The 22,401-nt window shown below is 72.0% G+C and carries 20 protein-coding genes; 6 read left to right on the plus strand and 14 right to left on the minus strand.

The features are described 5' to 3' along the window. The 5 genes from AC061S_RS41590 to AC061S_RS41610 all read right to left on the minus strand — a co-directional run. Positions 1 to 558, minus strand: a 558-nt coding sequence (locus AC061S_RS41590; RefSeq protein ID WP_478691064.1) for a DedA family protein, incomplete at its 3' end; no start/stop codon positions are given. Positions 559 to 719: 161 nt separating this feature from the next. Next, positions 720 to 2,372 (minus strand): alkaline phosphatase D family protein, encoded by a 1,653-nt coding sequence (locus AC061S_RS41595; RefSeq protein ID WP_478691065.1) that lies wholly within the window; start codon positions 2,370 to 2,372, stop codon positions 720 to 722. Between the two features lie 149 nt (positions 2,373 to 2,521). Next, positions 2,522 to 3,190, minus strand: a complete 669-nt coding sequence (locus AC061S_RS41600) for an HNH endonuclease family protein (RefSeq protein WP_478691066.1) — start codon at positions 3,188 to 3,190, stop codon at positions 2,522 to 2,524. A gap of 507 nt (positions 3,191 to 3,697) precedes the next feature. After that, a protein-coding gene (locus AC061S_RS41605) for an IS5 family transposase (protein ID WP_478691067.1) occupies positions 3,698 to 4,542 on the minus strand; the annotation gives its coding sequence in 2 pieces (ribosomal slippage) (positions 3,698 to 4,203 and positions 4,203 to 4,542; 846 coding nt in all). Between the two features lie 625 nt (positions 4,543 to 5,167). After that, positions 5,168 to 5,374, minus strand: a complete 207-nt coding sequence (locus AC061S_RS41610) for a hypothetical protein (RefSeq protein WP_478691068.1) — start codon at positions 5,372 to 5,374, stop codon at positions 5,168 to 5,170. A 105-nt stretch (positions 5,375 to 5,479) separates the two neighbouring features. On the opposite strand from AC061S_RS41610, the gene AC061S_RS41615 reads away from it, so the two are divergent. Then, the gene (locus AC061S_RS41615) at positions 5,480 to 5,932 is read left to right on the plus strand and encodes a VOC family protein (RefSeq protein WP_478691069.1); all 453 of its coding nucleotides are present in this window, start codon (positions 5,480 to 5,482) and stop codon (positions 5,930 to 5,932) included. Between the two features lie 320 nt (positions 5,933 to 6,252). Further along, the gene (locus tag AC061S_RS41620; RefSeq protein WP_478691070.1) at positions 6,253 to 6,900 is read left to right on the plus strand and encodes an SMI1/KNR4 family protein; all 648 of its coding nucleotides are present in this window, start codon (positions 6,253 to 6,255) and stop codon (positions 6,898 to 6,900) included. 84 nt (positions 6,901 to 6,984) lie between these two features. On the opposite strand, the gene AC061S_RS41625 is transcribed toward AC061S_RS41620, so the two are convergent. Together AC061S_RS41625 and AC061S_RS41630 are read right to left on the minus strand one after the other, a co-directional pair. Next, positions 6,985 to 7,665: an HAD-IA family hydrolase gene (locus AC061S_RS41625; protein WP_478691071.1), complete on the minus strand. Its 681-nt coding sequence runs from the start codon at positions 7,663 to 7,665 to the stop codon at positions 6,985 to 6,987. A gap of 132 nt (positions 7,666 to 7,797) precedes the next feature. Next, positions 7,798 to 9,138 (minus strand): peptidoglycan-binding domain-containing protein, encoded by a 1,341-nt coding sequence (locus AC061S_RS41630; RefSeq protein ID WP_478691072.1) that lies wholly within the window; start codon positions 9,136 to 9,138, stop codon positions 7,798 to 7,800. A gap of 623 nt (positions 9,139 to 9,761) precedes the next feature. On the opposite strand from AC061S_RS41630, the gene AC061S_RS41635 reads away from it, so the two are divergent. Further along, on the plus strand, positions 9,762 to 11,822 hold the full coding sequence (locus tag AC061S_RS41635) for an MDR family MFS transporter (RefSeq protein WP_478691073.1): 2,061 nt from the start codon (positions 9,762 to 9,764) through the stop codon (positions 11,820 to 11,822). A gap of 105 nt (positions 11,823 to 11,927) precedes the next feature. Here AC061S_RS41635 and AC061S_RS41640 read toward each other — a convergent pair whose 3' ends face one another. Further along, complete coding sequence (locus AC061S_RS41640; RefSeq protein ID WP_478691074.1) at positions 11,928 to 12,527, minus strand: GNAT family N-acetyltransferase; 600 nt, start codon at positions 12,525 to 12,527, stop codon at positions 11,928 to 11,930. Between the two features lie 105 nt (positions 12,528 to 12,632). On the opposite strand from AC061S_RS41640, the gene AC061S_RS41645 reads away from it, so the two are divergent. Beyond that, the gene (locus AC061S_RS41645) at positions 12,633 to 13,028 is read left to right on the plus strand and encodes a nuclear transport factor 2 family protein (protein ID WP_478691082.1); all 396 of its coding nucleotides are present in this window, start codon (positions 12,633 to 12,635) and stop codon (positions 13,026 to 13,028) included. 112 nt (positions 13,029 to 13,140) lie between these two features. On the opposite strand, the gene AC061S_RS41650 is transcribed toward AC061S_RS41645, so the two are convergent. Further along, positions 13,141 to 13,470 carry an antibiotic biosynthesis monooxygenase family protein gene (locus tag AC061S_RS41650; protein ID WP_478691075.1) on the minus strand — a complete coding sequence of 110 codons (330 nt, stop codon included), beginning with the start codon at positions 13,468 to 13,470 and terminating at the stop codon, positions 13,141 to 13,143. A gap of 224 nt (positions 13,471 to 13,694) precedes the next feature. Between AC061S_RS41650 and AC061S_RS41655 the strand changes: the two genes are divergently transcribed. Then, on the plus strand, positions 13,695 to 15,635 hold the full coding sequence (locus AC061S_RS41655) for a bifunctional glycosyltransferase 87/phosphatase PAP2 family protein (RefSeq protein ID WP_478691083.1): 1,941 nt from the start codon (positions 13,695 to 13,697) through the stop codon (positions 15,633 to 15,635). A 332-nt stretch (positions 15,636 to 15,967) separates the two neighbouring features. Here AC061S_RS41655 and AC061S_RS41660 read toward each other — a convergent pair whose 3' ends face one another. Both AC061S_RS41660 and AC061S_RS41665 read right to left on the minus strand, forming a co-directional pair. Continuing rightward, positions 15,968 to 16,318, minus strand: coding sequence for a DUF6193 family natural product biosynthesis protein (locus AC061S_RS41660; RefSeq protein ID WP_478691076.1), 351 nt, complete (start codon positions 16,316 to 16,318; stop codon positions 15,968 to 15,970). Between the two features lie 171 nt (positions 16,319 to 16,489). Then, positions 16,490 to 17,734, minus strand: coding sequence for a cytochrome P450 (locus AC061S_RS41665; protein ID WP_478691077.1), 1,245 nt, complete (start codon positions 17,732 to 17,734; stop codon positions 16,490 to 16,492). A gap of 275 nt (positions 17,735 to 18,009) precedes the next feature. Between AC061S_RS41665 and AC061S_RS41670 the strand changes: the two genes are divergently transcribed. Then, positions 18,010 to 19,179 (plus strand): steroid 3-ketoacyl-CoA thiolase, encoded by a 1,170-nt coding sequence (locus tag AC061S_RS41670; RefSeq protein ID WP_478691078.1) that lies wholly within the window; start codon positions 18,010 to 18,012, stop codon positions 19,177 to 19,179. 152 nt (positions 19,180 to 19,331) lie between these two features. On the opposite strand, the gene AC061S_RS41675 is transcribed toward AC061S_RS41670, so the two are convergent. From AC061S_RS41675 to AC061S_RS41685, 3 genes are all read right to left on the minus strand, one after another. Beyond that, on the minus strand, positions 19,332 to 19,736 hold the full coding sequence (locus tag AC061S_RS41675) for an aggregation-promoting factor C-terminal-like domain-containing protein (protein WP_478691079.1): 405 nt from the start codon (positions 19,734 to 19,736) through the stop codon (positions 19,332 to 19,334). Positions 19,737 to 20,078: 342 nt separating this feature from the next. Further along, complete coding sequence (locus AC061S_RS41680; RefSeq protein WP_478691080.1) at positions 20,079 to 21,026, minus strand: ECF transporter S component; 948 nt, start codon at positions 21,024 to 21,026, stop codon at positions 20,079 to 20,081. Next, the coding region (locus AC061S_RS41685) for an energy-coupling factor ABC transporter ATP-binding protein (protein WP_478691081.1) at positions 21,023 to 22,401 on the minus strand (1,379 nt) is incomplete at its 5' end. The genes AC061S_RS41685 and AC061S_RS41680, both read right to left, overlap by 4 nt.

Here is a 22,401-nt window from a genome sequence, read left to right on the forward strand (position 1 = left end):
GATCAGGGAGACCGCGGTGCCGAGCCAGGTGGTACCCAGCCACTGGGTGCCGAAGTAGCCGAGGGCGATGCTGTAGCCGGCCCAGGCGATGGCGGCCAGGACCGACCAGGGCAGGAACTCCCTGACCTTGCGGTGGGTCTTGCCCGCGCCGAGGGAGACCACCGAGCGGCCGGCCGGGGCGAACCGGGCAACCACCACCAGGGCGCCGCCGCCGCGTGCGAGGGCGGTGCCGAGGCGCTCGTGGGCCCGGGTGAGCCGGCGTGAACGGGCGATGGCCCGGTCGAGACGGGCCCCGCCCCGCCGGGCGAGCCGGTACGCGGCCATGTCGCCCAGTACCGAGGCGCTGACGGCCGTCACCAGCAGCGCCAGGATGTCCGGCACTTGGGAGTGCACGGGCACCGGTCCGGCGGCCCCGGCTGCCGCTGCGGCGGCAGCCGCAGCGGTGATCACCAGGACCCCGCTCGGCAGCACCGGCAGGAACACGTCGAGCAGGATGGACAGCGCCACGAGGGCGTAGATCCATGGGCTCGAAGTCATCGAGCCCAGAGTCTCAAGCACAGCGGGACTCCCCAGTCCGGTTGACGTGCCTCGGCGTGAGGCGCCGCGACGTCGCGGGGAGCGGCAGGGGCGGCTGACAGCGGAACAGCGTACGCCGGGCGTCCACGGACCGGACGCCCGGGGCGGTGCTCCGGGCGTGACGGTTTCGCCGCCGCCGTGCGTCAGTCCGGAGGCGTGAGGTCGCGGTCCAGGACCGTCACCAGGCGGGGGCCCTTGCGGGCCTGGTCCAGGCGCAGCCGCGCGGAGCGGCCCGACAGCGCGAGCGTCATGAGCTGATTGCCGAACCACGGGCCGCCCGTACGCCGCCAGCTCAGCGGGGGCCGGCCCGTCCGGCCGTGCCGGGAGAAGCCCCGGCCCAGCCACCGGCCCAGCCGAGACCAGCCCAGCCGGAAGCCCCATTTCACGGCCGTGTGGATGGAGTTGTGGACGGGAGAGCAGGTGAGCTGGAACAGCTGTGCCGTGCTGGGTATTCGGGGTTCGGCCACGTAGGCGTGGTGCACGTCTCCTGAGAGCACGCACACCGTCGCCGGCGCCCGGGGGCCCGTGCCCACCTCCTCGATCAGGTCGCTGAGCATCGCGAACGAGGCGGGGAACGCCGCCCAGTGCTCCAGATCGCTCCGCCGGCGCAGGTTCTCCCCGATCCGGGCCCACCTCGGGCCCCGATCCCCGCGGCACAGCGCGGCATTCCACACCTCCGCGTCGTGCACGAGCGGCGGCATCAGCCACGGCAGTGAGGAGCCTATGAGGAGGTGGTCGTAACCCCCGTGTCCGGCCAGGGCGTTCTCGCGGAGCCACTGCCGCTCCGCGGGGTCGAGCATGGCCCGCCCGTCCTCGGCGAGCACCCGGGCGGCCCGGGTGTCCACCATCAGCAGCCGGGTCCGGCCGAAGTCGCGGCGGTAGCTCCAGCGCACCGTGGCCGGGTCGGCGTCCGCCGAGGTGGCGAAGGCCCGTAGGACGTCGGTGCCGTCGGGGGACGCCCGGACCGCCTCGAACACGGGGTCGGCCGCCAGCTCGGCGGGGGAGAGGTTGCCGAGGTGCTGGTACACCCAGTACGACATCAGGCCGCTGACCACCCGCTCCTGCCACCAGGGGGTGGCGCGCATCTCCGCCAGCCACGCGGCGCTGGTGTTCCAGTCGTCGATGACGTCGTGGTCGTCGAACATGTGCAGGCTCGGGACGGTGGAGAGGAGCCAGCGGATCTCCGGATCGAGCCAGGACTCGTAGTACAGCCGGGTGTACTCCTCGAAGTCCGCGACCTGGGCGCCGGGGGCCTCGCGGAGGTCCCGCCGGGCCGCCAGCCACTGGCGGGTGGAGCGGGAGAGCTGGTCCGCGTACACCTGGTCGCCGAGGAGGAGCAGGACGTCGGGCCGCACCGCCTCCGGGTCGGCGGCCAGATCGGCGGCGAGCGTGTCGAGCGCGTCGGGGCCGTGCGGGCCGCGCCGGTCGGCCGGCGGGGCGGCCTGGCGGCAGGAGCCGAAGGTGAGGCGGAGGCCGGGAGCGGTCGTGGAGCCCCGCCTTCCCGCGGGCGGGGTCGTGATGGTGCTCGCGGGGAACGGGCTCTCGGGCAGCGGCCAGACCCGGAGACCGTCGAGGAGGACCTCGTAGGCCGTGGTGGAGTCCGGGGTGAGGCCGGTGACGGTGATCAGGGCGTAGTGGTGGCCGGCAATCTGGAAGGTGTGGACGCTGCCGCCGGAGCCGTCGGCGCAGCGCACCTCGGCGGTGCACGGGCGGTCCGCCTCGATCCATACCGTGGCGGAGTCGCCCGCGTCCCAGTCGACGTGGCGCAGCAGCGGTCCCAGGCGCAATGCCCCCATGCAACTCCCCCTCCTTCGTCCGGCGGTGCCGTTCGATCACCGTACGACGGGGAGGGGGTCGTCCACCTCCCCCTGGCGGGGGAAAGATCCTTGGCCAGGGGTGGGGGTGGTGGGTGGGAGGTGAGGTGCGTCTGGGGTGCGTGTGGGTGTCAGCAGGCGTTGAGGATGTTGACCAGGGCCGTCTTCTCCGTCGAGTCCATGCTCAGCGCCCAGTACTGCTTGACCCCGACCCACATGCGCGCGTAGGTGCAGCGGTAGGCGGTGCGCGGCGGCAGCCACTTGCCGGGGTCGAGGTCGCCCTTCGACTGGTTGACGTTGTCGGTGACGGCGATGAGCTGGGGGCGGGTGAGGTCGTTGGCGAACTGCTGGCGCTTGGTGGTGGTCCAGGAGTTGGCGCCGGAACGCCAGGCCTCGGCGAGGGCGACGACGTGGTCGATGTCGAGGTCGGAGGCGGCCGTCCAGGTGGCGCCGTCGTACTCGGAGTACCAACTGCCGCTGACGGCCGCGCAGGCGGAGTCCTGGACCACGCCCGAACCGTCGCGCTTGAGGACGGTCTCGCGGGTGTTGCAGGTACCGGAGACGGTGCTCCAGTGGGGGAAGAGGTCGCGGCTGTAGCCGCTGGTGGAGCCCTCGGTCTTCGGGGTGACGGTCGCGAGGTAGGAACGGGCGGCCGCGGCGCTGATCGGGGTGGGAGGGGCGGCGGCGGCGGTGGGGGCGGTGAGGAGGGTGGTCTGGGAGGCCGCCGCGTGTATGGAGGCGAGCATGCCGTGTCGACGCGCGTAGACGGAGCGCGTGGAGGACCTGGGCGTGGAGGACATGAGGGGCTCCTGGGTGGGGGTGGGAGTGGGAGTGGTTGGAGCGGGTGTGCTGTGGGGCGTGGCCATGCTGGCCGCGCCGGGTTTCATGGGGATGGGCGCGAGGTGACAGTCTGAAGGCATGACCATGTCACGTCGAGGTTGGTGACGGGCTTTGGGGTGGGGGGAGTTGGGATTAGGGGTCGGGTTGGGTGGGGGTGGGGCTAATGTCCCGGCTGGGGCTGGGGCTGGGGCTGGGGCTGGGGGGGCGGAGCCAGGGTCAGAGGCAGGGCCGGGGCCGGGGTCGGAGCCGGGAGCCGGAGTTAGGGCCAGGCCCAGGCTCAGGGGCGGGGCCCGAGTCGGGGCCAGGGTCGGGAGGCGGAGCCAGGGCTAGAGCCGGGGCCGGGGTCGGGGCTGGAGCCGGAGCCGGGAGCCGGAGTTAGGGCCAGGCCAGGCCCAGGCTCAGGGGCGGGGGCCCGAGTCGGGGCCAGGGTCAGGAGGCGGAGTCAGGGCTAGGCCGCTTCGTTTGGATCACCGTGCAGACCAGAGGAAGATGCCCACGATGTGGAGTCCGGCCAGGTAGATGGTCGCGGTCTTCTCGTAGCGGGTGGCGATGCCTCTCCACTGCTTCAAGCGGTTGATGCAGCGTTCGACGGTGTTGCGCTGCTTGTATGCATCGCGGTCGAAGGCTGGTGGCCTGCCGCCCCGGCTTCCGCGCCCCAGCCGGTGGCCGCGCTGATCGGCCGGAACGGGGATGACCGCCCGGATACCGCGCTTGCGTAGGTGCTCGCGGATCGCGCGGGAGGAGTACGCCTTATCGGCCAGGACCACGTCCGGCCTGGTGCGGGGCCGTCCTCGCCGTCGAGGAACGCGAAGGCGGGCCATGACGTGAGCGAAGGCGGGTGCGTCACCGGCCTGTCCGGCGGTGAGCACGAAGGCCAGTGGCCGGCATTGGGCATCGGAGGCCAGGTGGATCTTTGTGGTCAGTCCGCCGCGGGACCGGCCGATGGCGTGGTCTACCGGTTCGCCTGCTGGGGCCCCTTTTTTCGCGCCCCGGCCGCATGCTGGTGTGCGCGCACGATGGTGGAGTCCACCGAGACAGCCCAGTTGAGGTTGTCATCAGCGTCGGCCTGTGCGACCACAGCGGTGAACACTCTCGCCCAGGTGCCGTCGATGGCCCACATCCGCAACCGGTTGTAGACGCCTCGCCAATTGCCGTACTTCTCGGGGAGATGGATCCACTGCGATCCCGTCTGGAACTTCCAGGCGATCGCGTCGATCACTTCTCGGTGATCCCGCCACCGGCCACCGCGCCGCGGTGTCCGATCTGGCAGTAACGGCTCGATTCGCGCCCACTGCGCGCCAGTCAACGGCACACACGAACAACGACCGATGCTGCTGGTTGGAACGGCGCCGCCGTCAGGCGGTCGGCCCCGTGCGGAGCCGCCGCGCGTCCCGCACGAGTGCGTACAAAGCGATGAGGAAGATCACGGCTCCAGCCACGACCCAGAGAACTGAGGCCCCAGAGCGGTAGTCACGAACGGCAAGAAAGAGCAGCATCGCGCTGGGAAGGACACCGAAGGCCGAGATTGGAGCGCTGATGCGGTTAGTCACCTGGACATCATCAACGACAAGCTCGGCCAGCGGAAGTGATCCAAACGAACCGCCCTAGGGCCAGGGCCAGGGCCAGGGTCGGAGCCGGGGTCGGGGCTGGGGTCGGGGCCGGAGTCGGAGCCGGAGCCGGAGTTAGGTCCAGGCCAGGCCCAGGGGTGGGCCCGAGTCGGGGCCCGAGTCAGGGGCGGAGTCGGGGCCAGAGCGCGAGTCCGAGTCCGTGTTCTGGTGTTGGTCACGGTCCTCGTGCACGTCCCGTTTCTCCTGCCGGGGCTGTTCCCGGGTTAGTTCTCGTGGTGGTGCCGGCTGTGGCGGCGGCAGGGACCGCGGCGGCGGACATGGCAACGGCGCCGCGCCCGGTCGTTCCGGGGGCGGCGCCGTGATCTGGAATCAGAGTCCGGTGGTGAAGGGGTTGTTGTGGACCGCGTTGGAGCTGTAGGTGGTCCGGTCCCTGCGCAGCTGCTCGGTGCGCTCCAGCTCGATCAGGAGTCCGTCCGCCTGCTCCGGGCGGTGGCGCCTTTCCCGGCGTACGACCTTGACGACGGCGTACAGTCCCGAGACCCCCATCAGGGCAAAGAGGACAATCAGTTCGGTCATGACTTTTCCCCCGTGGTCGCGCTGTCGGCCTGCGCATTCCGGTGATCCGGTGCACCACGGTCGACCGTACCTCCCGATGTCAGACCTCGCTGCGAGGGTGGGGTCATGGAGACGACGTTGCAGCTGACCATGGACTGTGCCGATCCGCGGGTGATGGTGACCTTCTGGACCGAAGCGTTGGGGTATGTGCCGGAGCCGGCGCCGGACGGGCATGCGACCTGGCGCGCGTACTGGGTGGGTATGGGGGTGCCCGAGGAGGAACTGCCCGAAGGGGTGGGGGAGGTGGCGGAGTCGATCGTGGATCCGACCGGTCGGGGACCCCGGGTGTGGTTCCAGCAGGTTCCGGAGCCCAAAGCCGGCAAGAACCGGGTGCACCTGGATCTGAAGGTCAGCGGTGGGCGCGGTGTTCCGATGGAACTCCGGACACAGCGGGTCGACGACACGGTGGAGCGGCTCACTGGCGCGGGGGCGGTCGTGCTGCGCGTGCTGGACGAGCTGGAGACGCACTACGGGGTGGTGATGCAGGACCCGGAGGGGAACGAGTTCTGCGTCGCCTGAGCCTGCCGGGGCGTGGCGGGGCGGGTGTGCGCGGCGGGATGGGCTCGGCCGGGTGGGCCCCGCAGGGCGGCTGGGTATGGCCTGTCGGCCGGGTCCGGGCTGCCTGTGGGGGCAAGCTCTGCCCGCGAGTACTCGCCGTCACCTTCGCCGCGGCACGTCCCTCGTCGACGAGAGAGCCGCGCGCGATCCGTCGACACCGAGGTCCTCGACCGAGCCTCCACGCCCGTAAGGCGCCACGCCCGTAAGGCGCCACGTCAGTAAGGCGCCACGTCAGTTGCGCCGGATAACTTGCGCCCTAGGGGCACGTGTTTGGAGGGGCCATGCCATCTGAAGGAACAGCAGCCGGGGCCGGCGGCCCTCTCGCCGCACTCATCGCGGTCATGCCGCCAGATGACGGCGCCGATGAGCAGGTGGACTGGGATGCGATGCGACGGGCTTGGGGGGTCGCCTTCCCCTCCGACTACGTCGCCTTCATGGCCACCTACGGAGCTGGAGGCATCGACGACGCATTCGGCGTCCTCACTCCCGAAGCGGCCAGGGAGCCGGCCGGCGGACAGGAACTCGGGAGCATGTCGGGCGAGACCGCCACCATGCGGCAAACATGGGCGGACGAAGGAGGCCCGGACGGCGTTGATGCCGGACCTGAAGCCGTCATTGCATGGGGCGTGAGCTGCGGAGCCGACATCCTGGGTTGGCTGACGGTCGACGACAACCCCGACGGGTGGCCGGTCATCGTCTGGGAACGGCACGGCCGACCCCACTGGAAGGTCTACGACTTCGGAATGGCGGAGTTCCTCCGGCGCTTGTTCACCAAGGACTTCGACGAGTGCCCACTCAGCGACGCCTCGCTATGGGGCGAGCCCTCCCCGCGCTTCCTCCACTGGCGCGAGGAGCAACGACGCTGGGACTCCGGCACGGATCCCTACACGGGCGAACCCAACCCGTACTTCGGTATGGAGTTCGACTGATGGGCGTCCCGGCGCCTTGCCGACGACCGCGACGCCTCGCCCACACGCTCGGATCCGGTGGCCGCCTGGATGCGACTGCCCGGGTCAGGCCGTCTGGAGGGTGAGGGTGATGGCGCCGTCGGGGGAGGTGGTGATGGCGACGGCGGTCAGGTCCGGGACGTGGGCGGTGGGGCCGTGGGCGGCGGCGCGCGGGCCGATGCCGATGACCCGCATGCCCGCGGCCAGGCCCGCGGCGATGCCGGCGGCCGAGTCCTCGAAGACGATGCAGTCGGCCGGGTCCACGCCGAGGGCGGCGGCGCCCATCAGGAAGCCCTCGGGGTCGGGCTTGCTGGCCTGTACGGACTCGGCGGTGATCCGGACCTCGGGCATCGGAAGGGCGGCGGCCGTCATCCGGGCCGTGGCCAGGGCCGCGTCGGCGGAGGTGACCAGCGCGTGCGGGAGGGTGCTGAGGGCAGCCATGAAGGCGGGAGCGCCGCCGATCGGGACCACGCCCTCGGTGTCGGCGGTCTCGCGGGCGAGCATCACCGCGTTCTCGGCGAGGTTCTCCTCCATCGGGCGGTCCGGGAGGAGGATCGCCATCGTGGCGTAGCCCTGGCGGCCGTGGACCACCTTGAGGGATTCCTCCGGATCCAGGCCGTGGCCGACGGCCCAGTCGTACCAGCAGCGCTCGACCACCGCGTCCGAGTTGACGATGGTGCCGTCCATGTCCAGGAGCAGGGCCTTGGCGGTCAGGACGGCGGGGGCGGTGGTGGTGCTGGCCGGCATCGGAGGGGCTCCAGACGGGACGGGAAAGAGAACAAGTGGTTCCGTCCACCGGTCAGGGAGTGAGGACGGAACCACTTTGTTCCTGAACAATACAAAACGCGGAGGGGTGCCCGCCACCCGATGCGGTGTGTTCTATCCCTCCAAGGCGCGGCGGGTCGCCGGACCGTAGACGCCCCAAGGGTCCTCGTCGATGTCGTTGTACGCCTGGAACGTCGAGACCGCCGCTTCCGTACGGGCGCCGTACCGGCCGTCGTACTTACCGCGGTAGATGCCCTGCGCTGCCAGCAGGCGCTGGAGCTTCTCCACCTCGGGGCCCGAGTCCCCGTACTGGAGGGTCGTCGTCGCGGGGGGCCGCGAGGTCGGCGCGGCGGAACGGCTCGGGGTGGGGGACGGGGCGGCCGAGGGGGTCGACGAACGGCTCGGGGTCGGGGACGGCGAGGGGGAACGGGAGGCGGACGCGGACCGGGAGGGGCTGGGGGAGGGCGACGGGGGCGGGCTGCTGCTCCGCGTGGACTGCGACGGGGCGACCTGGGTGAGGCTGACCAAGGGGGAGGAGGGCTTCGCGTCGAGGAGGGTGGTCTCCGGCGTGTCGGAGCCCGAGAAGGCGCTCAGGACGAGGACGGCCGCGCCGATCACCGCGACGGCGGCCGCGGCGACGGGGAGCATGCGTATGCGGCGCCGCGGGGGTGGGGGCGAGTACGCCCCGTCGGCCTCGTACGCGCCGCCCATCCCGTGTGCCCCGTGTGCCTCGTGTGCCCCGTATGCCAGGCCGGCCGGGTGGGCCTCGGGTGACCCGTACGGGTCGTGTGCTCCGGGCGTCGCGTACGGCTCGTACGCCGGGACGGAGTGCAGCTGCATCGTTTCTGCGGCCAGGGACGCTACGGGTGTCCCGTACGCGGGAGTCTCGGCCTCCGAGGCCGGCGGCGCGGTGCCGGGGTGGCCGGGGTGGCCGGAGTGGGGTGCCGGGGTGGCATCCGCCGGGCCGGGGTGAGGCGGATGGGCGCCCGCCGGGATGGAGTGTGGCGACGTGGAGACCGCCCGGTCGGACTGCGCGGTAGCGGTGTCCGCCGAGCCGGGGTGCGCTGCGGCACCCGCCGGGCCGGGGTGGGGCGGGAAGGCGGTAGTCCGGTCGGTGTGGTGGGGCGGGGTGCCCGCCGGGTCGGGGTGCGCGGCGGTACCGGGCGGTGGGGTGTGCGTCGAACCGGGGTATGCGGTGGCGCCCGCCGGGCCGGGGTAGGGCGGCAGGTCGGTCGTCCGGCCAGGGTCCGCAGTGGCGTCCGCCGGGGTGGTGTGGGGCGGCGGGGCGTCCGCCGGACCCGGGCGCGGGGACGTGGAGCCCGGCTGGTCGGGGTGGGGCGTAGGCGTGTCGGCTGGGCCGGGGCGCGGGGACGTGTTCGGCCGGTCGGGGTGGCGTGCAGCCGTGTCCGCGCCCGGGCGGGCAGTGGTGCTCGCCAGGCCGGGGTGCGGTGGCATGCCGGGTGCCTGGCCCGGGTGCGTCGCGGGATCCGGCGAGGCAGGGCGCGCAGCGGTGCCCGTCGGGGTGGTGCGGGGCGGGTTCGCCGGGCCGGGATAGGGCGGGAAGGGGACCGCCGGATCGGTTCGGGGTGGGAAGGGGCCCGCCGGGTCGGGGTAGGGCGGGAAGGTAGCCGTCCGGTCGGAGGGGTGGGACGGGGGGACCGCCGGGGCGGTGTGGGGTCGGACGGGGGCCGTCGGGTCGGGACGTGCCGGAGTGGCCGCCCTGGCTGGGGGCGGCGGAGGGGTGTTCGCCCAGCCGAGGTCCGGCGGAGCGGTGTTCGGCCGGCCTGGGGGCTGGGGTATGGGGGCCGTCGGGCCCGGGTGCGCCGGGGGAGGGGGCGGGGTCGGGTTGGGGAGGGATACGTAGGGGCGGACGCGCAAGGGTTGGAAGCCTGGTGCGCAGTCGCAGGCTCCTTCCGTCGTGCCGCATTCTGGACAGTGCTCAGTGCTCACTCGAATCCCTCCCCTGGCCGCTGCCTGCGATTATGCAGACCCCCGGTAACCCGCCCAACCCGTCCGACAGGCCATAACCGGACACACCGCTCAGGATGGAGGAGTCGATCAGGCCTGAGGAGGAGCCGATGGTGCAGGACGTGACCACGGAGCCCGACCCGCGGAAGCGGAAGTCCGGCCCCAGCGCCGAACACGCCTCTCGTGAGGTGCTCGTCTCCATCGGCGCGCTGCTGCTGGGGCTGCTCATCTCTTCGCTCGACCAGACGATCGTGTCGACGGCCCTGCCGACCATCGTCAGTGATCTCGGTGGGATGTCCCACCTGTCGTGGGTGGTCACGGCCTACATGCTCGCCTCGACGGCCGCCACCCCGCTGTGGGGCAAGCTCGGGGACCAGTACGGGCGCAAGAAGCTCTTCCAGTCCGCCATCGTGATCTTCCTGATCGGGTCCGCCCTGTGCGGCCTGGCGCAGAACATGCCGCAGCTCATCGGCTTCCGCGCGCTGCAGGGACTGGGCGGCGGCGGGCTGATGGTGCTGTCGATGGCGATCGTCGGAGACATCGTCCCGCCCCGCGAACGCGGCAAGTACCAGGGGCTCTTCGGCGCGGTCTTCGGAGCCACCAGCGTGCTGGGTCCGCTGCTGGGCGGGCTGTTCGTGGACCACCTGTCGTGGCGCTGGGTCTTCTACATCAACCTCCCCATCGGTCTCGTCGCACTCGTCGTCATCGCCGCGAGCCTGCGCATCCCGGTACGGACCGAGAAGCACACCATCGACTACCTCGGCACCTTCCTCATCGCCTCCGTCGCGACTTGCCTGGTGCTCGTCGCCTCCCTCGGCGGCACCTGGGGCTGGAGCTCGCCCGAGATCATCGGGCTGGCGGTCCTGGGCCTCGTCCTGCTCATCGCCTTCGTCATCGTCGAGCGGCGGGCCGTGGAGCCCGTGCTCCCGCTCAAGCTGTTCCGGATCCGGACCTTCACCCTCTGCTCGCTGATCAGCTTCATCGTCGGCTTCGCGATGTTCGGCGCCATGGTCTACCTGCCGACCTTCCTGCAGGTGGTCCAGGGTGTCTCCCCGACCATGTCGGGCGTCCACATGCTGCCGATGGTGCTCGGACTGCTGATCACCTCCACCGTGTCCGGCCAGATCGTCAGCCGCACCGGGCGCTGGAAGGTCTTCCCGATCGCGGGCACGGCCCTGACCGCCCTAGGGCTGCTGCTCCTGCACCAGCTGGAGCGGACCAGCACCACCTGGGAGATGAGCGTCTACTTCTTCGTCTTCGGCGCCGGCCTCGGACTGGTCATGCAGGTGCTCGTCCTCGTGGTGCAGAACTCGGTCAGCTACGCCGACCTCGGCGTAGCCACCTCCGGTGCCACCTTCTTCCGCTCCATCGGCGCCTCCTTCGGCGTCGCCATCTTCGGCACGATCTTCACCAACCGGCTCGACGACAAGCTGGCCGGTGCGCTCAAGGGGGTACCGCTGCCGCCGGGGGTGGACGTGAGCAAGGTGGAGGCCGATCCGCGCGCCATCGACGCCCTCCCCGCCGCGCTGCGCCCCCGCGTGCTCGACGCCTACGCCACCTCCATCACCGACGTCTTCCTCTACGCGGCCCCCTTGGTGCTGGCGGCCTTCGTCGTGGCCTGGTTCCTCAAGGAGGACAAGCTGCGCGGTTCGGTGACGGCGCCCGATGTCACCGAGACCCTCGCCTCCAATCCCGTCCAGCGCTCCTCCCGTGAGGAGGTGGCCCGCGCCCTGTCGGTGCTCGGAACCCTCCAGGGCCGCAAGCACGTCTACGAGAAGATCACCGCGAAGGCCGGTTACGACCTGCTGCCCGCCGCCAGCTGGATGCTGCTGCGCATCAACAAGTACGGCACCGTCGATCCGGCGGTGCTGGCCGAGAAGACCATCGTGCCGCTGCGGGCCATCACGGACGCCAGTCGCCAGATCGAGGAACGCGGGCTGGCCGTCCGCGACGGCCTGCCGCTGGTCCTGACGGAGAAGGGACGCGAGAGCGCGCTGAAGCTGTCGGCCGCACGCGAGGAATCACTCGCCGAACTGCTCGGCGACTGGTGGGGCCCGGACCGGCCGACCGACCTGTCCGAGCTGGTCGCGGAGATCAACTCGGAGCTCTGTGGTTCCGATTCCGAGGAGCCTTACGAGGCCCTGCCCCGCCGGGACCACTCCGCCCGGTGAACCATTCCGCCGGGTGAACCATTCCGCCGGGTGGCGGGCCGCCCGGGCCGCCGCACCCCGCGGCCCGCGTCCCCGCCCCGCGCCCCCCGACCGTCGCCCGGCCGGTCAGACCAGGCGCTTCTCGAACCAGTGCTCGGCATAGGGACCGGAGCTGTACGCGGGTATCTCCGCGTACCCGTGGCGCGCGTACAACGCGCGGGCCTCCACCAGGTCGGACCGGGTGTCCAGCCGGACCAGCTCGGCGCCCAGCGCCCGGCCCGCGTCCTCCAGGACCCGGAGCAGGGCCGCCCCGCCGCCGGTGCCGCGGGCGCGCGGGTCCACGTACACGCGGGTGAGCTCGGCCGTGACGGGGTCCAGGAGGCGTATCCCTCCGCAGGCGAGGGGCCGGCCGTCGAGCCTGCCGACCACGAACCGGCCCGTCGGCGCCGTGAGCTCGTCGTCCGGGAAGTCCAGCAGGCCCTGGTCGATCTCGGCCTCGGTGACGGACCGCCGCCAGTACCGGCCTGCGACCTCCGCGTAGTACGCGCGGCGCAGCAGCGTGGCGTCGGGGGTGGTGAACGGCTCGGCGGCAACCTGCCAGGCTCCGGCTCCGACGCAGGCGGGGGCAGGGGCAGGGATGGCGGTCGCGGTGGTGGGCGAAGGCGTAGTCGTGGGCGCCTGCGTGGTCGCCGGCGTGGTCGTGGTGAGCTTCTCTCTGCTGGTCATGACGTCATTGTGGAGCGGCGCCCGGCAGCCCGCGTTGGAATATCCACAGGGCCGGGCCGATGATAGGAAAAAGGGCAAACCGTACGCACGAAGGGCGTGACCGTCATGTCGGAGCATCCAGACTGTGCCCTGATCCGCCGCGGCTACGAGGCTTTCGGCCGGGGCGACATGGAGAAGCTGAGCACGATGATGACGGCCGACGTCATCCAGCACATGCCGGGCAGCGGCCCCCTCTCAGGGCACCACAAGGGGCGGGAAGCCGTCTTCGACCTCTACCGCCGGCTCGGCGAGGAGACAAACAGCACATTCAACGTACATCTGGACAAATTGCTCGCCGACGGCCGCGGCCACGTCATGAGTTTCCACACAACCCGCGCCGACCGCGGTGACCGCGGGATCGAAATCCACGAAGGGATCTTCTTCACGATCGTCGCCGGAAAGATCAGCGACCTCGACGTCTGCACCGAGGACATCGAGGAGAGCGACGCCTTCTGGGCATGACGGGCCTGACGGGCCTGACGGATCTGACGGCCCGACGGATCTGACGGTCCTGACGGGGAGCCAGAGGAAAGCGAGGAGGGCCCGGAGCCGTGGCTCCGGGCCCTCCTGACGCTCAGCCCTGCTTCGGCGCCGCCTGCTGAACGACCTCGAACGACCACACCGACGAGCCCGTGGCGGCGGGCTTCGGCCGCTCCGCACCCGCCGGACCGCCGCCCTGGTGGGCCGCCTTCATGGGCCCGTCCATCCACGCCTGGAAGTCCTCCTCGGAACGCCACCGCGTGTACACGAGATACTGGTCCGTGCCCTCGACGGGCCGCAGCAGCTCGAACCATTCGAAGCCGTCCGAGCTCTCCACGGAGCCCGCACGGGAGGCGAACCGCTGCTCCAGAACCTCCCGCTGTTCGTCGGGGACGGTGAGGGCGTTGATCTTCACGATGCTCATGCCCGCCATCCTAGGTATCGCGCGGGGGATATCGTCGTCCGGGTAAATGAAGCACGCGGTATGAAACGCGGTACGAAACGCGGCAGCCAGGCGAAGTCAGGGTTGCGGTCAACAGGGCGGGAGGCCGGCGAGGCGTGGCTAACGCGGCGGAGCACAGTGGTGCGAACGGACATGCCGGGGTCATAGGCGGTAGCGGTGGCGGCAGGCTCGAGGCGGCACGCCTCATGCTGTGGGCGCTGGCCCTGCTGCTCGCCGTCAGGCAGGCCGCGGTCGTGCTGCGCGTGCCACCGGGCGAGTGGCTCAGCGGCTTCCACCTGCCGGGCAGCCTGCCGGGCTCCCTCTACACGAGCGGCCAGTTCACCGGGACCCCCTTCGCGGGGCTGGTCCTCAAGCCGCTCCTCGGCCTCGCCGCGCCCTCCCTGGAGGTGGCCTGGACCTGCGTGACCCTGCTGCTCGTCGCCGGCATCGGGCTGGTCGCCGCGCGCGCCCTGCCCGACCCCGTGCCACGGCGCACCGCGCTGCTCGCCGCGCCCGTGCTGGTCGCGCTGATGATGGTCTCGCTGCCCGTCCGTGAAGCCGCCCTGCCCGGACAGACCGCCGTACTGCCGGTGCTGCTGGTGCTCCTCGCCGTGTTCCGGGTCCCGAGCGAGCGCTCCTCCGGGTTCCTGATCGGCCTGGCCGCGGCCCTCCAGCCCGCGCTGCTGCTCTTCGCGCCGCTGCTGTGGCTGACGGGGCGCAGGGCAACCGCGCGCTCCGCCGCCGTGACCTTCGCCGGCGCCTCCGCCCTGTCCTGGGCGGCCCTGCCCAGCGACTCGTGGACGTACTGGGTCCAGCACCTGGCCGGCACCGGCCTCGGCGGCGCACCCGGCGGCCTCGCCAACCAGTCCGTGCACGGCGCCCTGCTGCGCCTGGGCCTCTCCGGCCCCGGCGAGGTCCTGCTCTACGCCGCCCTCGCGGCCCCGATCGTCTGGATCGGCCTGCGCCGCGCCGTCCGCTACGCCCGTGACGGCCAGCTGCTGCTCGCCGTCGCGATCACCGGCTGCGTGGCCGTCGCCGTGTCCCCGACCGGCTGGCGCCACCAGATGCTGTGGGTGCTGCTCGCGGTCGCCGGCAAGGTCGGCAAGCGGGCCGCGGACCGGCCGGTGTGGCCGGTGGCCGTGGTCCTCGCCATGACCCTGCCGAGCGACGTGCTGCTGCCCAACCTGGTCGCGCTGGCCCCCGTACGGGACAACGTGCTGCTCCTCGCGGCCCTCGCGGCGGCCTGCGCCGTGCCGTTCCTGCCGCGCTCCTCCCCGTACTGGCGCGAGCCGGTGCCCACCGCCTACGGGCGGCCCGCGCCCGCGCGCTGGGCGCGGGTGCCGCTGCTGCCGTTCTGGCGGCGCGTGCTGTCGCGTCCGAACCTGCTGCTGGAACTGCTCCTGATACGGGTCGGGTACTCGCTCTACTCGCACATCCGGGCCGCCGCGCCCACCAGTCGCACCCTCGCGGAGGGCAACGGCAGCCAGATCCACGGGATCGAGAAGGCGCTTGGCATCGACATCGAGCTCGCCGTGAACCACGCCGTCGTGAACACGCCCTGGCTGGAGGCGTTCTTCAACTTCTACTACACCTCCTTCCACTTCGTGGTCCCGCTGGCGATCCTGGCCGTCCTGTACTGGCGCCGCCCCAAGGACTACCGCTGGGCCCGCGCTTCCCTGGGCCTGGCCACCGTCCTCGCGCTCATAGGCTTCTGGCTCTACCCGCTGGCGCCGCCGAGACTGATGCCGGGGATGGGCTACGTCGACACCGTGCACGGGGTGCAGGACCTGGCGAACCCGAGCTACGGGGCGATGACGGCGATCTCCAACCAGTACGCGGCGATGCCCTCGCTGCACTTCGGCTGGTCGCTGTGGTGCGGGATCGTGATCGTCATGATCGCGCCGAAGGGCTGGCAGAAGCTGCTGGGTGCGCTGCACCCGACGATCACGGTGTGCGCGATCGTCGCGACGGCCAACCACTGGGTGCTCGACGCGGTCGGCGGAGCGCTCGTCGTCGGCGCCGGTTTCGGGCTCGTCTACGTGCTCTCGGGGCCTCGGGGCGATGCGCTGCCGGCCGGGGTCGCCCTGCCGCGGCCCCGGCGGCCCGAGCGGGTCGGAGCGGGGTCCGCGGAGCGGACGAGGGCCTGAGGGCCTGAGCGCTGTGCGACGACGAAGGGGTGCCGGGGCGGTGTAGCAGCCCGCCCCGGCACCCCTTTGCGATGGATCGCCGCGTTCTGCCAGGATCCGCCTGCGGGGTGGCTTCCGCCACTCGGAGCGGGGGCGCGTACGGGGCGGCGGGGCGTGCGGGCCCTGCGGGGCCGTCCCCTACCCGCCCTTCGCCCGTTCCCCGGGGCTGTGCCCCGGACCTGCTCGGGGCTGTGCCCCGGACCTGCTCGGGGCTGTGCCCCGGACCTGCTCGGGGCTGTGCCCCGGACCTGCTCCGGGCTGGGCCTCGGACCCCTCGGCGGGGGTTCGGGTGGCTATTCGGTCGGGAGGTGGGCCAGTACGAGGGCTATCGCTGCTCGGGCCGTGTCCGCTTCGCCTAGGACGGTGGTTTGGCGGGGGCCGCGGACGCGGAAGCGGCCGTCGGGGAGGGGTTCCACGGCCGGTGCGGTCACGGCGAAGGGGTGTCCGGCGGAGGCGCTGAACCACAGGGTGAAGTGGCTGGTGTACGGGTACAGCCGGCGCAGTTCCGGCTCCTCGCGGGCGGCCTCGATGAGGGCCAGGACCCCCTGGCTCATGGGCTCGGACCCGCCGCCGAGATCGACCATCCGCTGCCACGTCGTAGGCAGGCGCTGCCACCGTCTCGCGCTGGGGTCCTCAAGGTTCATCCGGGCAGTCTGGGGTCCCGTCCGGCGCCAAGGCAATGATCTCGAAGGCGGCGAGACGGTAACGACCGGCGACCGGCCAGTAACAACCGAGGGACGGCAGGGGCCGGGCGTGGGAGGTGGGGCCCCTGCCGTCCTGGATCACGGGTCAGTCGTGGCTGGCGGTCGTGGCCGTCAGCCGTGGCTGACCCGCAGTTCCTTGATGCCGTTCAGCCAGGCCGCGCGCAGCCGGCGCGGGCCCTCACCGGTGAGGCGCAGGTCCGGCAGGGCGTCGGCCAGGGCGTTGAACATCAGGTCGATCTCCATGATGGCCAGCGACTTGCCGAGGCAGAAGTGCGGGCCGCCGCCGCCGAAGCCCAGGTGCGGGTTCGGGTCGCGGGTGATGTCGAAGACGTCGGGGTTCTCGAAGACCTCGGGATCGTGGTTGGCCGAGGAGTAGAACATGCCGACGCGGTCGCCCGCCTTGATCTTCTGCCCGCCCAGCTCGGTGTCCTGGGTGGCGGTGCGCTGGAAGGACACCACGGGGGTGGCCCAGCGGACGATCTCCTCGGCGGCGGTGGAGGGCCGGGTGCGCTTGTAGAGCTCCCACTGGTCGGGGTGGGTCAGGAAGGCGTGCATTCCGTGGCTGATGGCGTTGCGCGTGGTCTCGTTGCCCGCCACCGCCAGGAGGAGGACGAAGAAGCCGAACTCGTCGGAGCCCAGGTTGCCCTGGCCTTCGGCCGCCACGAGCTGCGTGACGATGTCCTTGGCCGGACACTCCTTGCGCTCCGCCGCGAGGTTCATCGAGTAGCCGATGATCTCCGCCGCGGCGTTGCCGCCGACCTCGGCGGTGATCGCGTACTCCGGGTCGTCGTACGCGATCATCTTGTTCGACCAGTCGAAGATCCGGGACCGGTCCTCCTGCGGTACGCCGATCAGCTCGGCGATGGCCTGCAGCGGGAGCTCGCACGCCACTTGGGTGACGAAGTCGAAGCTGCCGTCGGCCGAGGCTTCGAGGGCCTCCGCGACGATCTTGCGGGCCCGGTCGCGCAGGGCGTCCTCCAGCCCGCGGATGGCCCGCGGGGTGAAGCCGCGCTGCACGATCTGGCGTACGCGGGTGTGTTCCGGCGGATCCATGTTCAACATGATCAGTCGCTGGGCATCTATCGCATCGCGCTGGATGTGCTCGTTGAAGCGGATGATCGCCGTGTTCGTGGTGGAGGAGAACAGCTCCGGGTGCGTGGAGATGTACTTGACGTCCGCGTGCCGGGTGACGGCCCAGTACCCCTCGTCGTCGAAGCCGGTGACGCCCCGCGGCTGCGGGCACCACCACACGGGTGCGGTCTGCCGCAACTGCGCGAACTCGGGGTAGGGGACCCGGTCTTGGAGTACGTCCGGGTCGGTGGCATCGAAGCCTTCGGGCAGTGCGGGGCAGGTCATCGGGCGGCTCCAAAGTCTGACGGCCCATCAGAAGTTGGCTTGAAGGTAGTAACGAGTTCTAGAAGTGACAAGGGGCCCCGCGCCAACTGTTGCGTGTGGAATCCGTGTAAGCCGCGTGCAAGACCCTTGCGTACCGGGTGTTCTGGTCATAAGACTGCGGGGAGAACTAGAACGCGTACTAGTTCGGGTGGGGCGCCGGGACGGCCCGCCCGTCAGCTGAGGCGCGCTAGCCGATGCGCGCTGTGCGCTACGCAGGAGCAGGAGAGGACGAGCTCATGGCCGCGGAACCCGTCATCGTCGAAGCCGTACGCACCCCCATCGGCAAGCGCGGGGGCGCGCTCGCCAATCTTCACCCCGCCTACCTTCTCGGCGAGACCTACCGCGAGCTCCTCGCCCGCACCGGCATCCAGCCCGACTGCGTGGAGCAGATCGTCGGCGGCACCGTCACCCACGCCGGCGAGCAGTCGATGAACCCGGCCCGCAACGCCTGGCTGGCCATGGGCCTCCCGTACGAGACCGCCGCGACCACCGTGGACTGTCAGTGCGGCAGCTCCCAGCAGGCCAACCACATGGTCGCCAACATGATCTCCGGCGGCGTCATGGACATCGGCATCGCCTGTGGCGTCGAGGCCATGAGCCGGGTACCGCTCGGCTCCGGATCCAAGCACGGACCCGGCAAGCCCTTCCCGGACGAGTGGAACGTCGACCTCCCCAACCAGTTCGAGGCCGCCGAGCGCATCGCCCGCCACCGGGGCCTGACCCGCGAGGACGTGGACCGCCTCGGCGTCCTGTCCCAGGAGCGGGCCGCCGCCGCGTGGGCCGAGGAGCGGTTCAAGCGCGAGACCTTCGCCGTACAGGTGCCCACCACCGAGGCCGAGCAGGCCGCCGGCCAGGGCATGTGGCGGCTGGTCGACCGGGACGAGGGCCTGCGCGACACCTCCATGGAGGCGCTCGCCCGGCTCAAGCCGGTCATGCCGACCGCCGTGCACACCGCCGGCAACTCCTCGCAGATATCCGACGGCGCCGCCGCCGTGATGTGGGCCTCGCGCAAGATGGCCCGCGCGCTCAAGCTGCGGCCGCGCGCCCGGATCGTCGCCCAGACGCTGGTCGGCTCCGACCCGCACTTCCACCTGGACGGGCCGATCGACGCCACGCGGGCGGTGCTGGGCAAGGCCGGCATGTCCCTCAAGGACATCGACCTCGTCGAGATCAACGAGGCCTTCGCCTCCGTCGTCCTCAGCTGGGCCCAGGTCTTCGACCAGGACCTGGAGAAGGTCAACGTCAACGGCGGCGGCATCGCGCTCGGCCACCCCGTCGGCGCGACCGGGGCCCGCCTGATCACCACCGCGCTCCACGAGCTGGAGCGCCGGGACAAGGAGTTCGCGCTGATCACCATGTGTGCGGGTGGCGCGCTGGCGACGGGCACCATCATCCAGCGGCTGTAGCACCTGCTGCGCCGCCTTTGGACCCTGTGGGATGGGATCGCGAAGGCCCCGGAGGCCGGACCTGGGGAGGTCGGCCGCCGGGGCCTTCGCATGCGGTGCGTGGGCGCTGCCGTGGTGCCTGGGTGCTGCTCGTTCCGCTGCCGCTGGTGGGTTTAGTACCAGTGGTGGTTCTGCCAGAAGGTCCAGGCGCCTTCGGGGCTGCCGTAGCGGGAGTTCATGTAGTCCAGGCCCCACTTGATCTGGGTGGCCGGGTTGGTCTTCCAGTCCGAGCCCGCCGAGGCCATCTTCGAGGCCGGCAGGGCCTGGACCAGGCCGTAGGCGCCCGAGGAAGAGTTCGTGGCGGTGTGGTTCCAGCCGCTCTCGCGGGACACGATGTTGTTGAACGCCGCGAACTGCGCCGGGTCCTTGATCATCTGCTGGGCGATCGCCTTGGCACTCATCGGGGCGGCCTGCGCGGGAACCGCGGCCAGCATGGAACCGGCGACGCCCAGGGCGAGGACGGAACCCGCGAGGGTCTTCTTCGAAGCGGCGATGCGGCGGATGACGGCGTTGGACACGGACGGACCTTTCGACGGGGACAAGGGCGGTCGCAGACGTGCGTGAGCCACTCACGTGAAAGAGAGGGATTCACCGGCGGGAGCGGGAGGACCGGGTGAACCCGGGGAACTCCGTCCGCCTTGCGACTCATCCAGTTCTACGGGGGTAGAGCCCGCCTGGCAACGACCCGTCTTACTAGTGGTCCTCGCAGCCGGGGCGCAACGGCCCCCCTCGGGGCAGGTGGGCATCACCGCAGGTGGGGGGTGGTGTGCGGGGTGGGCGCGGGGCGGTTAGGGACTACTATCCCGCCTCGTATGTGACCTAGGTCCTGTGGGGCGGGTCACCGCCGGGAGGCCAGGATCTCACCCTCCGTGGCTGCCCGTACCCCTTTCAGGGGAAGGTTTGGGAGCTTTTGTGGCCCCCGGATCGAAGGCCACGGGCGCGTCGAACGCCGCTTTTCGTGTGGCCCGCCGCAACGCCTTCAGCAGGGTCGCGCCGAGCGTGAGGGTCAGTACGACGGTCAGCGCGGCCCTGCCCAGGTCCCAGCCCATCGAGGTCACCAGGCAGAACGAGAGGAAGCGCACGAGGTTCTCCGCGACCGGGTGCCCGGGGTGGAAGGAGACGCCCTGGCCTATGCCCTGCAGGATGACCCAGCCCTGAAGGTTCATGATCGTGCCGTACGCGAACGAGCCGAGGAACCCGTACAGCGCGAGCATCGCCAGCTCGGCCCGCCCCCGGATCCGATCCGGCCCCGGCAGCAGTCCGGCGCCCAGCGAGAACCACCCCATGGCCAGCATCTGGAACGGCATCCACGGCCCGACACCACCCGTGAGCAGGGCCGACGCGAACATCGTGACCGCGCCCAGGACGAAGCCGAAGCCCGGGCCGAGGACCCGGCCGCTCAGCACCATCAGGAAGAACATGGGCTCCAGGCCGCCCGTACCGGCGCCGAGGGGGCGCAGCACGGCCCCGACCGCGGCCAGTACGCCGAGCATGGCGACGGCCTTGGCGTCCATCCCGTCGTCGGCGATGGTCGCGACGACCACCCCGACCAGGAGCGGGAGCAGGGCCGCGAAGAGCCAGGGGGCGTCCTGGGCGTGGGCGAAGCCGGACTGGCGGTCGGCGAGGAGCGGCCAGCCGAAGGCGCCGAGACCGATGAGGGTGACGAGGACCAGGGCGGCGGCGGCGCGGGGGCCGATGCGGAGGGGGCGGGAACGGGGGCGGGCGGCCGGGGCGGCCTGGTTCGACGGGGTCGGCGGGGTGGCCCGGGTCGGCGGGGTCGGCGGGGTGGTCGGGGTCGGCGTGCTCATGCGTCCGCCCGGGCGGAGAGGGCCGCCGCGACCTGGGAGACCGTGAGCCAGTGGCCCGGGGCCAGGATCTTGGCCACCTGCGGTGCGAAGGCGGGGGAGGAGACGACGACCTCCGCGGTCGGGCCGTCCGCGACGATCTCGCCGCCGGCCAGGATCACCACGCGGTGCGCCAGCTCGGCGGCGAGCTCCACGTCGTGGGTGGCCAGGACGATGGCGTGGCCGTCGGCGGCGAGCCCGCGCAGGATCTCCACGAGGCGGGCCTTGGCGGCGTAGTCCAGCCCGCGGGTCGGCTCGTCGAGGAGCAGCAGGGCTGGCCGGCCGGTCAGGACCAGCGCCAGGGCGAGGGCCAGGCGCTGGCCCTCGGAGAGGTCGCGCGGGTGGGTGTCGTCGGGGACGTCGGGCAGGAGCGCGGCGACAAGGGCACGGCAGGTGCCGGGCGCCTGGCCGGCGTCGTGGTCGGCGGCGGTGCACTCGGCCGCGACGGTGTCGGCGTAGAGGAGGTCGCGGGGCTCCTGGGGGACGAGGCCGACGCGGGTCACCATCTCGGGGGGCGGCGTGCGGTGGGGGGTGCGGCCGCTGACCGTCACCTGGCCGGTGGTGGGCTCCAGGGTGCCGATGAGGGTGGCGAGGAGGGTGGACTTTCCGGCGCCGTTGCGGCCCATCAGGGCGATGGTCTCGCCCTTCGACACGGTGAGGGTGATGTCGCGGAGGACCTCGGCGCGGCCGCGGCGGAGGGAGACTGCCTTGACGGTGGCCGGAGGCGCTTGGGTGGGGGCCGGGGTGGCCGGGTTCGTTCCGGTGGGGCTGGTTGGGGCCGGCCGGCGGGTGGGGTGGCCGCGGCGGCGCAGGCGGGCGAGCAGGCCGGGGCGGGGCGCGGGGCCGCGGTCGGGGCGGGTGCCCTGCGGGCGGCTGCCCCCTACCCACCCTTCGCCCGTTCCCCGGGGCTGCGCCCCGGACCCCTTGCGGGGCTGCGCCCCGGACCCGGCTTGGGGCTGCGCCGCGGACCCGGCTTGGGGCTGCGCCCCGGAGCTTGCTGGAGGTTGTGCCTCGGCGCTGACCTGGGGCTGCGCCCCCGCGCCGGCCACGGCCTCTGCCGGAGGCTGCGTCCTGGACCAGACCTGCGTCCCCGCGCCGGCCTGGGGCTGCGCCCCGGATTCGGTGTGGGGCTCGGTTCCGGGCGCGGCGTAAGGCTGCGGCCCCGCACCGGCCCCGGCAACGGGCTCCGCCTGGGGCTGCGCCCCGGCCCCGGCAACGGACTCCGCCTGGGGCTGCGCCCCGGCCCCGGCCTCGGGCTGCGTCCCCGCGTCGGACCCGGCCTGCGCCGCCCCGGACCCGGCCTGCGGCCCCGGGTTTGGTGGGAGGGGGGTGGGGGTGG

The sequence above is a fragment of the Streptomyces sp. CA189 genome, assembly GCF_056428985.1.